The organism is Lentzea sp. NBC_00516 (genome assembly GCF_036346835.1).
In the GTDB taxonomy this organism is placed as follows: Bacteria; Actinomycetota; Actinomycetes; order Mycobacteriales; family Pseudonocardiaceae; genus Lentzea; species Lentzea sokolovensis.
The window spans coordinates 5715737-5729091 of record NZ_CP107840.1 but is presented as its reverse complement, the minus strand read 5'-3'; the positions used below and the strand labels follow the sequence as shown (position 1 = coordinate 5729091).

The 13355-nt window shown below is 68.2% G+C and carries 12 protein-coding genes; 3 read left to right on the top strand and 9 right to left on the bottom strand.

The annotated features are described in order from the left end of the window. The first annotated feature begins 36 nt into the window (after positions 1-36). Positions 37-621 carry a TetR/AcrR family transcriptional regulator gene (locus tag OG205_RS25400; RefSeq protein ID WP_330278221.1) on the top strand — a complete coding sequence of 195 codons (585 nt, stop codon included), beginning with the start codon at positions 37-39 and terminating at the stop codon, positions 619-621. On the opposite strand, the gene OG205_RS25395 is transcribed toward OG205_RS25400, so the two are convergent. The 4 genes from OG205_RS25395 to OG205_RS25380 all read right to left on the bottom strand — a co-directional run bounded on the left by OG205_RS25395 (position 587) and on the right by OG205_RS25380 (position 4635). Further along, positions 587-1294 (bottom strand): type 1 glutamine amidotransferase, encoded by a 708-nt coding sequence (locus OG205_RS25395; protein ID WP_330270582.1) that lies wholly within the window; start codon positions 1292-1294, stop codon positions 587-589. The two genes, OG205_RS25400 and OG205_RS25395, sit on opposite strands and share 35 nt — an antisense overlap. Then, entirely contained in the window at positions 1287-2534 is a 1248-nt protein-coding gene (locus OG205_RS25390) for a MurT ligase domain-containing protein (RefSeq protein ID WP_330270581.1), read from the bottom strand. The genes OG205_RS25395 and OG205_RS25390 overlap by 8 nt, the downstream gene beginning before the upstream one ends. 77 nt (positions 2535-2611) lie before the next feature. Then, a complete protein-coding gene (locus tag OG205_RS25385; protein ID WP_319978109.1) occupies positions 2612-3097 on the bottom strand; it encodes a helix-turn-helix domain-containing protein in 486 nt (161 codons plus the stop codon). Between the two features lie 116 nt (positions 3098-3213). Next, the gene (locus OG205_RS25380; protein WP_330270580.1) at positions 3214-4635 is read right to left on the bottom strand and encodes an LCP family protein; all 1422 of its coding nucleotides are present in this window, start codon (positions 4633-4635) and stop codon (positions 3214-3216) included. Here OG205_RS25380 and OG205_RS25375 point away from each other — a divergent pair. Both OG205_RS25375 and OG205_RS25370 read left to right on the top strand, forming a co-directional pair. Next, positions 4634-5155, top strand: a complete 522-nt coding sequence (locus tag OG205_RS25375) for a hypothetical protein (protein WP_330270579.1) — start codon at positions 4634-4636, stop codon at positions 5153-5155. The two genes, OG205_RS25380 and OG205_RS25375, sit on opposite strands and share 2 nt — an antisense overlap. 115 nt (positions 5156-5270) lie before the next feature. Further along, positions 5271-8201 carry a glycine--tRNA ligase gene (locus OG205_RS25370; protein WP_330278220.1) on the top strand — a complete coding sequence of 977 codons (2931 nt, stop codon included), beginning with the start codon at positions 5271-5273 and terminating at the stop codon, positions 8199-8201. Positions 8202-8260: 59 nt separating this feature from the next. Here the strand turns inward: OG205_RS25370 and OG205_RS25365 are convergent, their stop codons facing one another. The 5 genes from OG205_RS25365 to OG205_RS25345 all read right to left on the bottom strand — a co-directional run bounded on the left by OG205_RS25365 (position 8261) and on the right by OG205_RS25345 (position 13305). After that, positions 8261-9013, bottom strand: coding sequence for a chitosanase (locus OG205_RS25365; protein WP_330278219.1), 753 nt, complete (start codon positions 9011-9013; stop codon positions 8261-8263). Between the two features lie 200 nt (positions 9014-9213). Then, entirely contained in the window at positions 9214-10002 is a 789-nt protein-coding gene (locus tag OG205_RS25360) for a chitosanase (protein WP_330270578.1), read from the bottom strand. A 176-nt stretch (positions 10003-10178) separates the two neighbouring features. Further along, positions 10179-10964, bottom strand: a complete 786-nt coding sequence (locus OG205_RS25355; protein WP_330270577.1) for a chitosanase — start codon at positions 10962-10964, stop codon at positions 10179-10181. 110 nt (positions 10965-11074) lie between these two features. Next, positions 11075-12535 (bottom strand): alpha/beta hydrolase, encoded by a 1461-nt coding sequence (locus OG205_RS25350; protein WP_330270576.1) that lies wholly within the window; start codon positions 12533-12535, stop codon positions 11075-11077. A 53-nt stretch (positions 12536-12588) separates the two neighbouring features. Next, positions 12589-13305 (bottom strand): helix-turn-helix domain-containing protein, encoded by a 717-nt coding sequence (locus OG205_RS25345; RefSeq protein ID WP_330270575.1) that lies wholly within the window; start codon positions 13303-13305, stop codon positions 12589-12591. Positions 13306-13355: the final 50 nt, after the last annotated feature.

Sequence of the window (13355 nt, the reverse complement as noted above, 5' to 3'; positions counted from 1 at the left end):
ACAGCCCCTCGGCGCCGAATGCCCAAGGCCCAGCGCATGGCTCAGATGCTCACCATCGCTGAGGAGATCTTCGCCGAGCAGGGCTATCTCGCAACCTCGATGGACGAGATCGCCGAACGCGTGGGCGTCTCGAAGCCGATGCTCTACGAGTACTTCGGCTCGAAGGAAGGCCTGCTCATCGGCTGCATCCACCGGGCGCGCACGGAGCTGCGGGAGAAGACGGCGGCGGCGATCGCGGGCGCTGAAGGCCCGGAGGAGTTCCTCCGGCTCGGGCTGCTCGCGTTCTTCGAGTTCATCGACGAGCACCGCAGGTCGTGGGCTTTGCTGCGGCAGGAGGCTGCTGTGGCGGTGCCGTCGGCGCAGGAAGAGGTGGAAGGCATCCGTCAGCAGCAGACGGACATGATCGGGGCCGTGCTGGCGTCGTTCACGCCCGAGATCGACCTGCTGGAGGCGGAGGCGTTCGCCGAGATCGTCGTCGGCGCGACGGAACGCCTCGCGGTGTGGATGGAGCGCAGGCCCTCGGTGGGACCTGCGCTCGCAACCGACTACGTGATGGCCGTGATCTGGCCAGGCGTCTCAGACAAGCTTATGAAGCGGCCTTCACCCGTTCAGCCCGCATAGCGCTGACAGACGGGAGGTCCAGCGGCGCGACCTTCGTGCCCGTCGCCCACTCGATCAGCAGGTCGGCGAGCTGCGGGTTGCGCGGCAGCACCGGGCCGTGCAGGTAGGTGCACAGGATCCGGCCCTGAACGGCGCCCTCGACGCTGCCGTCGTTGCCGGTGCCGACCTTGACGTGCGCGAGCGGCCGGGCGGCCGGGCCGAGCACGGTGCGGCCCTGGTGGTTCTCGAACCCGGTCAGCACGCCCTCGAACAGGCCGTTCGCCGGCTCGGCGAGGACCTCGCCGATGGCGCGGCTGCCGCCGGCGTGCGAGGTCGAGTCGATCAGGCCCATGCCGGGGTGGGTGATGTTGTCGGCACGGGTGAAGCTCTCGCCGAAGATCTGGATGCCGGCGCAGACGCCCAGCACCACGGCGTTCTTCGTGACGGCGCGCTGCAGGCCGGGGTGCTCGCGCAGGTGCTTCACCGCCAGCGTCTGCGCGGTGTCCTCACCTCCGCCGACGACGTAGATGTCGCACGAGTCCGGCACCGGCTGGCCGTAGTTGATGGGCACGATCTCGGCTTTGATGCCGCGCCACGTCATGCGCTTCTCGAGGACCACGGCGTTGCCGAAGTCGCCGTACGTGCCGAGGAGATCCGGCAGCACGAGCGCGATCTGGATTGTCGACTCACTCATCAGCGGCAGCCCTGGCATTCAAGTCGCGGAACGCGGTGTAGTTGGCGATGACCTCGACCGCCCCCTGTGGCATCTGGTCGATGGCCTTCAGCGGGTCGGGCACGATCGTGTGCTGGAGCTCGGCGTAGGTCAGGCGGACGGCGAGATCGGTCGCGCGCTCGCCGGACGCGATGACCGTGCGGCCCTGCAGGCGCTCGAAGGGGACGTCCCACAACCAGGAGAGGTCGCGGCCGTCGGCCTCGTTGGCGTTGATCACCAGGACGGCCGGGTGGTTGGCCTCCTTGACGACCGTGAGGGTCTCGCTCCAGCCCGCCGGGTTCTTGCTGAGCAACAGGCGCGCGCTGCGGCCGTTGCGGTGGATCGTGCGGTAGCGGCCGCTCACGTTCGAGACGCCGCGCAACCGGCGCACCGCCTCGTCCGCGGGCACGCCCATCGCATGTGCGGCCGCGGCCGCCATGACGGCGTTGGCCTGGTTGAACTTGCCCGGCAGCGTGAGGCGCAGTTCGAGCTTCTGGTGCTCCGGCGTGATCATCGCCTCGTCGGCGGTGATCCAGTTCGGGTGCGGGCGGGCGAGGTCGCAGCCCGTGCAGTGCCAGTGCTCGCCCTGCCAGCGGATCGGGTTGCCGCAGCGCGGGCAGCTCGCCGAGTCGTGGTGCCAGCCGGTGCCGGTGGCGACCCAGATGACCTTGGAGGCGTTCCAGGCCGCGCTCGTCACCATCACGTCGTCGCAGTTCGCGACGATCGTGCAGTTCGCCAGCTTGGCGACGGTGTCGCGCAGCGAGCGTTCGATCGTGCGGACCTCGCCGACGCGGTCGAGTTGGTCGCGCGAGAGGTTCAGGATCACCGCGACGGACGGGTTGCTGGCGCCCGCGACGGCGGGGAAGTAGCCCTCGTCGCACTCCAGCACCGCGTACGGCGCGTCCGGCTGCTTCGAGAGCGCCGTGACGTGACCGTCGGGCATGTTCGCGCCGCTGTGGTTCGTGGCGACCTCGCCCAGCGCGCCCACGGCCCTCGCCAGCATCATCGTGCTGGTCGTCTTGCCGTTGGTGCCCGTCACGACGGCGACGTTGCGGCCCTGGGTGAGGCGGTTGAGGGCCTGCGGGTCGAGCTTCAGCGCAACCCGGCCGCCGATCATGCCGCCGGCGCCGAGGCCCATCTTCTGCGACAGCGTGGAGCTCAGGTTGCCCAGCTTCACGGCGGCTGCGGTGCGCAGAGGGAGGCGGGCGGGGGAATCGTTCACCTCAGCGATGTTACCGGCGTTGCCGTTTGCCCCTTTTCGGACGGTCGTTGCGTTGGTGTGAACGGGCTTCGGTACAACTAACGACTCAGTCCGCGCAGAATCCGGATGAGCTCCACCGTCGGAAGCTGACACAACTGCGCCATGTTCTCCAGGGCGGGCAGGTCGAGGTGCACCTCCGGTGAGGCACTCGGCGGCAACGCGTGCAGCCGTCCGGCCGCCCACCGCTTGAGCGGCAGGACGCGCGGGTTGTCGGTCGCGGCGATCGAGGTGAGGCTCAGCGTCAGGTGGCCGGCGGGGGTGTCGCCGAAGAAGCGTTCGTGCACGCGGGCGAGGACCTCGTGCGCCGGCACGTCGAGCGCGTGACAGATCTCCACGAGCCGTACGACGGAACACTGCCGCGTGCCGAGCTCGTAAGTCGCCAGCGTCTGCAGCGAGATCTCCGTCTGGAGCCGCTTGTTCAGTTCCTTGCGGGTCCATCCGCGCTGCTTGCGAAGGCTGCGGATCTCATCACCGAGCACGCGCTGGTACGCCACTGTGTCGATTTGGCCGTTCGCAGTCTGCACCCTGGTCCTCCACCCCGTGAGCGGGTCTCACGGTGATGGAAGGCGCCAGTGCTTCGCCGCTTACGCAACTTGCCGGGTTTATCCCCCGAACGGGCTAAGGTTCTCTACTCTGCGTATCAGTTCACGCAGCGCACGCCGTCTGCGGAGATGGGCGGAGGGGCCGCGGGGTCAGCCGGTTGCTGACGCGCACCGTCCAGGGCGAGTACTCCGGAACCGGTGAAACCCTGCGCGCCGGGACCCGAGTAGTCCGAGCCGAGGAAGACGCGGGCAGCCCCGGCGGGCACGTTCACGTCCTCTTCGATCTTCAGGCCGCCGAGGGCCTCCTGGACCGCGTTGGCGCCCGCCTCGCCGCCCTTGCCGTAGCGGACGACGGACTTCGCCATGGCCTCGGCGTTGCCGGTCTGGCCCTCCTTGAAGCCCTTCGCGACGAGCGACTGGAGCACCTGGCCCGCGAGGCCGGGCTGGCCGGAGGCGTTGCGGACGTCGACGGTCACGGTGGACTTGTCGAACTTCGGGTCGGCCGGGTTCGACGTCGCCGGGGCCTTGCCGAGGTTCTTGACGAACGTGCGCACCTCGGACTCGGTCACCTCGACCGCGGAGCCGTCCTCCGGCGTCTGCAGGTCGGGGTTGCCGGTCGGGATCGTCTGGAACGTCATGTTGCCGCCCGTCATGTCCTTCATCTGCAGGGCGAACTTGGTGATGTCCCAGCCTTCGTCGAGCACGATCGCGCTGCTGACGGCCTTGATCATCTCGCTGCGCTTGGTGCTGTCGGTGAGCACGCCCGCGGACAGCATCTTCTTCGCGAGACCGGCCATGAACACCTGCTGGCGCACGACGCGGTCGAGGTCGCCCATCGGCAGGCCGTGCCGCTGGCGGACGAACGCGAGCGCGTTCTTGCCCTCGATGGTCTGTGGGCCCGCGGCGAAGTTCGCACCGGAGAAGCTGTCGCGGACCTTGTTGGTGAGGCAGACGTCGATGCCGCCGACGGCCTTGGTGATGTCGTAGAAGCCGACGAGGTTGACCTCGGCGTAGTGGTCGATCGTGGAGCCGGTCAGGGTCTGGATGGTGTCGATGAGGTTCTTCGCGCCGGCCTTGCGCGACTCCATCTCGATCTCAGGTGCGCCCTTGCCGCTGCCCTGCAGCTTCTCGGCGGCTTGACCCTTGGCGTACCCGTAGGCAGAGTTGATCTTGTGTCGCCCGAACCCACCCGCGATCTTCACGTAGGAGTCGCGCGGGAACGACACGGCGTAGGCCTTGCCGCTGTCGTTCGGGATGTGCAGCAGGATCAGCGTGTCGGTGTTGAACCCGCCGTCGTCGCTGCCGCCCGCCTGCAGTTCGTTCAGGATGTTCTGCGGCAGCGGGTTGCCCTTGGAGTCTGTGCGGCTGTCCATGCCGACCAGCAGGATGTCGATCGCGCCGTCGGCGGGCTTCTCACCCGCGTCGGCCAGGTTCAGGTCCTGCTTGGTCAGTCCGTCGGTCAGCGCCGTCAGGTTCTGCCACGCGACGCCGGTGACCAGCAGGATCGTGGCGGACAGCATGCTGAGGAAGATCTTGGCGCCGGTGGACGCGCCGCGCTCGGCCTTGCTCGGCCTGCGGGCGGCGGGCCTGGGCCTCGGCCGGGCCGCGGGTGCGGCGGCCTTCGCCTTCGCCGGGGTGGTGCGGACCGTCGGGCGGTCGGCGACCGGACGTGGACGCGGGGCGGACGACGAGGCCCTGCCCGGTTCACGGGAGCGCTGGGGCTCGCGGCGCGGGGGTTCGGAACGGCTGGCCGACTCCCGGCGCGGAGGTTCGCGGCGGGGCGGTTCGCCGCGGGTCACCGGCTCGCGGCGCGGTGGCTCGGAGCGTTTCGGCGGCTCTGAGCGCTTCGGGGGATCGGCCCGGCCCGGCTGCCTGCGCGGGGGCTCTGAGCTGCGCGGCGGTACCTGGGGACGGCGGGGCTGGCCCGCCTGGGGACGCGGGGTGGCAGAGGGTCGCCTGGGATTCCCGTTCGGGTCTCCTGGCCGCGGCGGCCGGTTGTCCACACCCACTCCTCTCGGCGAAATCGGGTACACCAAGTAGACGTGCGGGGCCGCCACTCGGTTGTGCACAGGGTGACACAGTGGCGGAGACCACCCGATCAAGGCCCCCTGACCAGCGGTTTTGTCCGTTTCGTAGACTCGTCGCCGTGTTGACGATGCAGGACGCGCTGCTCGCGCTGACCAAGTACTGGACCGACCGAGGTTGCATCGTGGTGCAGCCGTTCAACACCGAGGTCGGGGCGGGAACGCTGAACCCGGCCACCGTGCTGCGCGTGCTCGGTCCCGAGCCGTGGCGCGTGGCGTACGTGGAGCCGTCCGTGCGGCCCGACGACGCCCGCTACGGCGAGAACCCGAACCGGCTGCAGACGCACACCCAGTTCCAGGTGATCCTCAAGCCCGACCCGGGCGACCCGCAGGAGCTCTACCTCGGTTCGCTGGAGGCGCTCGGCATCGACGTGCGCGGGCACGACGTCCGGTTCGTCGAGGACAACTGGGCCTCGCCCGCCCTCGGCGCCTGGGGCCTCGGCTGGGAGGTGTGGCTCGACGGCCTGGAGATCACCCAGTTCACCTACTTCCAGCAGGCCGGCGGCATGACGCTCGACCCGGTGTCGGTGGAGATCACCTACGGCATCGAGCGGATCATGATGGCGCTGCAGGGCGTCGACCACTTCAAGAAGATCGCCTACGCGCCCGGCATCTCCTACGGCGAGGCGTTCGGCCAGGCCGAGTACGAGATGTCGCGGTACTACCTCGACGACGCGGACGTGGAGGCGAACAAGCGCCTCTTCGAGGAGTTCGCGGCCGAGGCCCGGCGCATGCTCGACGCCCGCCTGCCCGTTCCCGCGCACAGCTTCGTGTTGAAGTGCTCGCACATCTTCAACGTGCTGGACGCGCGCGGGTCGATCTCCACGACCGAGCGCGCCCGTGCGTTCGGCCGGATGCGGGGGCTGGCGCGGGAAGTCGCTTCGCTGTGGGCCGAGCGTCGTGCCGAACTCGGGCATCCGCTCGGTGTGGCGGAACTTCCCGCCGCGGTCGAGAAGCCCTCGTCCTTCACGGACGTGGTGGCGCCGGCGACGCTGCTGTTCGAGATCGGCACCGAGGAACTGCCGCCGCACGAGGTGCTGCGGACCGTGGACGCGGTGCGCTCAGCGGTCTCGTCGAAGCTGGAGGCGACTCGGCTGACGCACGGCTCGGTGACCGTGCACGGCACGCCGCGCCGGATCGTCGTTCTGGTGCCTGCGGTTTCGCCGCGGGAGCCGGACGCCGAGCGCACGGTGCGTGGCCCGCGTGTGTCCGCCGCGTTCGATGGCGACGGCAACCCCACGAAGGCCGTGCAGGGCTTCGCGCGTGGCCAGGGCGTTGAGGTTTCCTCGCTGGGGCGCGTGGTCGAGAACGGCGTCGAGTTCGTGGCGCTGACCAAGTCCGACGCGGGTCGCGGCGCCGTCGAGGTGCTGAGCGGGCTGCTGGCCGAGGTCGTGTCGGACCTGCGTTCCGAGAAGAACATGAAGTGGAACGACCCGAAGCTGTCGTTCACCCGGCCGATCCGCTGGCTGCTCGCGTTGCTGGGGGAGACGCCGGTGCCGGTCGCGGTGTCGTCGCTGGCTTCCGGGACCACGACTCGGGTGCACCGGACCGCTGCCTCGCCGGTGGTGCCGGTGTCCCAGGCTGACGGTTACCTGGAGTTCCTGGAGTCGCACGGCATTCAGGTCGACTCCGCTGTCCGTTCTGCCGCGATCGTTGCCGCGGCGCAGGAGCTGGCGGCGTCGGTCGGCGGTGTCGTCGAGGTCGACGGCCTGCTGGACGAGGTCACGAACCTGGTCGAGTGGCCCACGCCGATCCTCGGCTCGTTCGAGGAGCGGTACCTCGAGCTGCCCGCCCAGATCCTCACCACCGTGATGCGCAAGCACCAGCGCTACCTGCCGGTGCGGTCAGCTGACGGTGCCTTGCTGCCGCACTTCGTGGCCGTGGCGAACGGGTCCGTGGACGCCGACCTGGTGCGCGCGGGCAACGAGGCCGTGCTGCGCGCGCGGTACGAGGACGCGGCGTTCTTCTGGCGTGCGGACCTCAAGACGCCGCTGGAGGAGATGAAGTCCGGTCTCGCGAAGCTCACGTTCGCGGACAAGCTCGGCTCGATGGCGGACCGGGCCGGGCGCATCGCTTCGCTCGCGGGGCGGTTCGCTTCGGTGGTCGACGTCGACCGCGAGACGCTGGAACGCGCTGGCGCGCTGGCCAAGTTCGATCTCGGCTCGCAGATGGTGATCGAGTTGTCCTCGCTGGCCGGTGTGATGGCTCGGGAGTACGCGGTGCGCGCGGGGGAGACGTCCGAGGTCGCGCTGGCGTTGTGGGAGATGGAACTCCCGCGTTCGGCCGGTGACGCGCTGCCGTCGTCGGTTCCGGGTGCGTTGCTGTCGTTGGCAGACCGGTTCGACCTGCTGGCCGGGTTGTTCGGAATCGGTGCGCAGCCGACCGGGTCGTCGGATCCGTTTGGGCTTCGCCGTGCGGCCCTTGGTGCGGTCACTGTGCTTCGGGCGTTCCCGGACCTGCGTGCGATCACGCTGCCGGTGGCGCTTTCCCTTGCTGCTGAGGGGCTTGAGGTGTCCGCCGAAGCGTTGGAGACGGCGCGCGAGTTCGCGGTTCGGCGGTACGAGCAGGCGCTGCTCGACGGTGGGCATGAGCACCGGTTTGTGCAGGCGGTGCTGCCGTTGGCCGACTCGCCGGTGCTGGCCGATGAGACGCTGGCGCAGTTGGAGTCCTTGGCGGGCAACGAGTCCTTTGACGCGTTGGCTGCGGCGTTGCAGCGGGTGCGCCGGATCGTGCCTGCTGCTGTCGAGGGGTCTTACGACGCCTCGGTGCTGTCGGAGCCTGCGGAAGTGGCGCTGCACAAGGCGTTCGACGGGGTTTCGCGGGATGTTGTCGGACTGGCTGCGTTCTTCGGTGCTGCCGAAGGGCTCACCGCGCCGATCAACACGTTCTTCGACGAGGTGCTCGTGATGGCCGAGGACGAGAAGGTGAAGGCCGCGCGGCTCGGGTTGCTGGCGTCGATCCGCGACTTCGCGGCACCGGTGCTGGACTGGACCCAGCTGTAGGACGAGAAGAAGGAGGGGCGTCCCTGTTGCCGGGGACGCCCCTTTCTTCGTTCGTGCGGTTACTTGATCTCGAAGCTCTGGCCGTAGACCTTCCACTTCAGTGGCGTGTTGAGGTCGAGGTTGCCGGCCTTGAGCCACACGCGTTGTGCCGTGTCCACGCGGGTGGTGTCCTCGTGTGCGGGCTCCTGCTTCATCGTCCACACGCGGGCGTCCATGAAGGCGTTGAGCCACGTGGTCTCGTTGCCGCCCTGTGACGGGGGCTTCGCCTTGCCCAGTGCGCGTTTGCGGATGCCGGAGAAGTCCAGGCTGCCCCAGCCGTCGCCGTGCATGACGATCGCGTCGTAGTAAGCGAACTGGCCGAGTGCGCGCACGCCGTCGGCCTTTGCCTGGCGTACGGCGGGGTTGAAGTAGACGCGGTCGCGTTCGGACTCCTGTGCTGCCTTGAAGACGGAGTCCTTGGCCGCGGTCTTCCAGTCCTTGGTGTAGTTGGGATCCAGGCCCGAGTGCGAGTCGGTGCCGTTCACCCTGCGCAGTGCGGGGAGGTACTTCTCCAGCACGTTGCCGGGTTTGCGCTGCTTGTAGAGTTCGACCAGGTCGAGCATGTCACCGGTGCCGCTGCAGAAGCCGATGATTCCGGCGGTGTAGCCGCGGCCGTCGTCGATGTCCTCGATGTAGCTGAACTGGGCCTTCCAGTTCGTCGAGGAGTTCTCCGCGCTGGACACGATCTGCATCGCGATGTCCTTCATGCGCGGGTCGTTGAGGTCGGCTGCTTGGGCGGTGCCCGTGGTCGCGGTGGCGAGCGCGACGCACATCAGAACTGCGGCCAGCGTGCGGCCTGGGATCTTCACGCATTCCTCCCGGGGGTGTCCCGGGCGGCGGTGCAGCAACGGTAAGGGGTTCGGACCTTCACCGGCAAGGATGTTCATTCTATTACGAAACTGTTGTCACACATGGGAATTAGGGACGCTCCCGGCTGGAAGCGCCCCTAATTCCCATGTGTGAAACGGTGGAGCTAGTTGATCGTGAAGCTGTCGCCGTAGACCTTCCACTTGAGCGGCGTCTTCAGGTCGAAGTTGCCGGCCTTCAGCCACACGCGCTGCGCGGTCTCGATGCGGGAGACGTCCTCGTGGGCCGCTTCCTGCTTCATGGCCCACACGCGGGCGTCCATGAAGGCGTTGAGCCACGTGGTCTCGTTGCCACCCTGCGACGGGGGCTTCGCCTTGCCGAGCGCGCGCTTGCGGATGTTGCTGAAGCTCGTCTTGTCGCCGCCGTCGCCGTGCACGACGATCGCGTCGTAGTAAGCGAACTGGCCCAGGGCGCGCACGCCGTCGGCCTTGCCCTGCTTCACCGCGGGGTTGAAGTAGACGCGGTCGCGTTCGGACTCCTGTGCCGCCTTGAAGACGGAGTCCTTGGCCGCGGTCTTCCAGTCCTTGGTGTAGTTGGGGTCGAGGCCAGAGTGCGACTCGGTGCCGTTCACCTTGCGCAGCGCGGGAAGGTACTTCTCCAGCACGTTGCCGGGCTTCTTCGTCTTGTACAGCTCGACCAGGTCGAGCATGTCACCGGTACCGCTGCAGAAACCGATGATGCCCGCGGTGTAGCCGCGGCCGTCGTCGATGTCCTCGATGTAGCTGAACTGCGACTTCCAGTCCGTGGAGGAGTTCTCCGCGCTGGACACGATTTGCATCGCGATGTCCTTGAGGCGCGGTTCGTCGAGGTTGGCCGCCGAAGCGGTACCGACGGTGGTGGTGAAAAGAGCGGCGCACGTCAGCAGTGCGGCCGCGATGCGACCAGTGATCTTCACGAAGTTCCCTCCGGGGCAGGGATGTTGGGGGCCCGGGCGGCGTGGGAGCAACGGTAAGGGGTTCATACCTTTATTGGCAAGAGTCTTTACTAATTCGCGAAACGGACAATTGCCGTCAGGTGGTGCATTCCGGCGGAAACACTTGCCTCGCAAACGTTTCCGCCGGAATGTCAGGGTCAGCGGATGTCGAACTGCTGCCCGTAGACGTGCCACTGCAGCGGGCGTTCGAGGTTGAGCTTGCCCTCGTCGAGGAACCGGCGCTGGGCCGTGTCGACGCGGCTGGTGTCCTCGTGCGCGGGCTCCTGCTTCATCGTCCACACGCGTGCGTCCAGGAACGCGTGCAGCCACTGCACCTCGTCGCCGCCCTGGGCCGGCGGGCGCGCACCGGTGTTGAGCGCACGCTGGCGGATGCTGGAGAAGTCCAGGTCACCCCAGCCGTCGCCGTGCATCACGATCGCGTCGTAGTACGCGAACTGGCCGAGCGCCTGCACGCCGTCCTGCTTCGCGCGATTGACCGCGGGGTCGAAGTAGACGCGGTCGCGTTCGTGCTCCTGCGCGCCCTGGAACGTGCCGTCCTGGGCCGCGGACTGCCAGTCGCCCTGGAAGTTCGGGTCCAGGCCGTCGTGCGACGGCGTGCCGTTCACCCGTTCCAACGCCGGCAGGTACTTCTCCAGGACGTTGCCCGGCTTCCAGTCGCGGTAGAGCCGGACGAGGTCGAGCATGTCGCCGGTGCCGCTGCAGAAGCCGATGATGCCGGCGGTGTAGCCGCGGCCGTCGTCGATGTCCTCGATGTAGCCGAACTGCGCGCGCCAGTCCAAAGAGGAGTTCTCCGCGCTGGACACCAGCTGCATCGCGATGTCCTTGAGTTGCGGGTCGTTCAGGTCCGCCGCCTGGGCGGCGCCGGGCGTGACGAGGGCCGCCGCGCACAGAACCGTTGCCGCGAGCCGTGTAAACGTCTTCATGCCGCTCCGTTCCACAGTGGAATCGGCGGCGACGTGGGCTCGACCGTAGCGTGAGAGCGCGCGCACGACAAGGGCCGGCTCACCCGAGTGGGCGAGCCGGCCTTCAGGAGTCAGCCAGTTTCAGCCGCGCACTTCACGTCGTTCGGACGCTGTCCGCCGAGCAGGTACTCGGTGACCTTGTCGTTGGCGCACTTGTTCTTGCCGAAGATGTAGGCGCCGTGCCCACCCTGGTCGATCGTGATCATCGCGGCCCTGTCGCCGAACGCGCGGCGCGTCCCCTGGGCTCCGACCAGCGGCGTCGCGGGGTCGCGCTCGTTTTGCACCAGCAGCACGTTGCGCGGGCCCCGGTCGGACGGCAGAACCTGCTTCTCCACCGGCTTCGGGAAGTAGGCGCACGGCTGGATGTTCGCGGCGGCCGCGCCGAACATCGGGTTGCGGACGCGGTCGATCGCCACGTTGCGCTCGTACGTGCCGACCGACGACGGCCAGGCGGAGTCACCGCAGATCACGTTCAGGCGGCCTGCCAGCAGGGCCTGGACGCGCGGGACCTCCGGGTACTCCTGCGGCGGCTGCGGCTGACCGGTGTCGAAGGCCTTCCAGGAGGCGGCGTGCTTCGAGAAGGCCTCGTCACCGGTGGCGTAGAGGGCCGTGAAATTGAGGAAGCGGAACAGCCTGCCGTCGATGCCCTCCACCGAGGGCTTCTTGTCCAGCCTCGCGGCCAGGTCGAAGAACTTGGCGCGCACCTGCTGCGGCGTCGTGCCCAGGTTGTACTCGGGGTGCGCCGCCGCCCACTTCGCGAAGTCCGGGAACGTGTCCTCGACGCCGCGGCCCATCAGCCGGCCGCCCTCGACGTCCCAGCCGCCCTTCGGCAGGTTGCTGTCGATCACGACGCGATCGGAGGTCTTCGGGAACAGCGTGGCGTACACCGAACCCAGGTACGAGCCGTACGAGTACCCGAGGAACGACGCCTTCTTCTCGCCCAGCGCCGCACGGACCGAGTCCATGTCACGCGCGATGTTCTGGGTCGTGTTGTAGGGCAGTGCGCCGGCCGAGGACGACTTGAGGCACTGCTCGGCGATCTTCTTGACCTCGTCGGCGCGCTGGCGCACCTCGGCGGAGTTGTTGGCGTACGGGGGCACGCTGCCGTCCGCCATCTGCTCGTCGGTCATGTCGCATGTGGACGGTGAGCTGTAGCCTAGACCGCGCGGGTCCATGCCGATGATGTCGTACGCGTCCTGCACGTCCTGCGGCAGTCCGACCGCCTTCAGCACGAACGGGAACGTCAGGCCCTCGCTCGGCCCGCCGGGGTTGGTCAGCAGGATCCCCTTGCGCTTCGCGGGGTTCTTGCTGGCCAGCCGAGTGATCATCACCTCGGTCTTGCGGCCTTCCGGCTTGCGGTAGTCGAGCGGCAGCTGGAGCTTTCCGCACTCCAGACCGGGCAGCGCCACGTCGGTGGGACAGGCGACCCACTGCACCTCGGGCTTCGGCGTGGCGGCGGTCGACACCCCCGGCACCGCCACCAGCCCTGCGGCGGCGGTCACGACCGCGGCCAGAGACAACGATTTTCGCATTAGCAAATACCTCCCCGACGACGCGCCCTCTCGGCGCGCCAAACCAATGGATGTCAGCCGGCCATGCGGACGAGAACGTCCAGCTGGGCCTTGTTGTAGAGCTCGACCATCACCTTGATGACCGTCCGCCTCGCGTGCTCCACGCCTCGCGGTGCGTCGCTGTACAGACCGTCCGCGTGCGGGAACGCGTCGCGTATCTCCTGCATGTACGGCATCGCGCGCATGCGTTCGGCCAGGCTCTGCCGGGTCTGCTCGTCCGCGTCCTCCGGCAGCGAGTCGAACTCCACGATCGCGGGATCCTTCGAGTAGTCCTTCAGCGTCCCGGCGTACTTGGTGAGCGTGTCCGGCGAGAGCAACTGCGCCAGCACCACGGCGAACGAGCGGTCCTGCGGTGACAGGTTCGCTTCCGCGATCATCGCCGCCACGTCGGACGGCAGATCGGTCGGCGCCTCCTGGTGCAGGATCAACGCCAGATCGGCGCGGATCCGTTGCAGTCGCTCGATCGTCGCGGCCAGTTCGGCGTCGAGTTCGCGCAACGCCTCACCGGGATGTTCGTCCCCGTCACCGAGGTTCGCGATCTGCGTGAGCGACAACCCGAGATCGGTGAGGCGCTTGATCCTCATCACCCGCACCAGATGGGGCACGCCGTAGCTCTTGTAGCCGTTGGCTCGGCGTTCGGGCTCGGCGAGCAGGCCCACCTCGTGGTAGTGCCGGATCGTGCGCAACGTCGTGCCGGCTAGATCGGCCAGTTGATTGGTGCTCCACGCCACGACGTTCTCCTCTCCGGTTGCTGACAGGACCCAGTTGAAACTATGCCGCT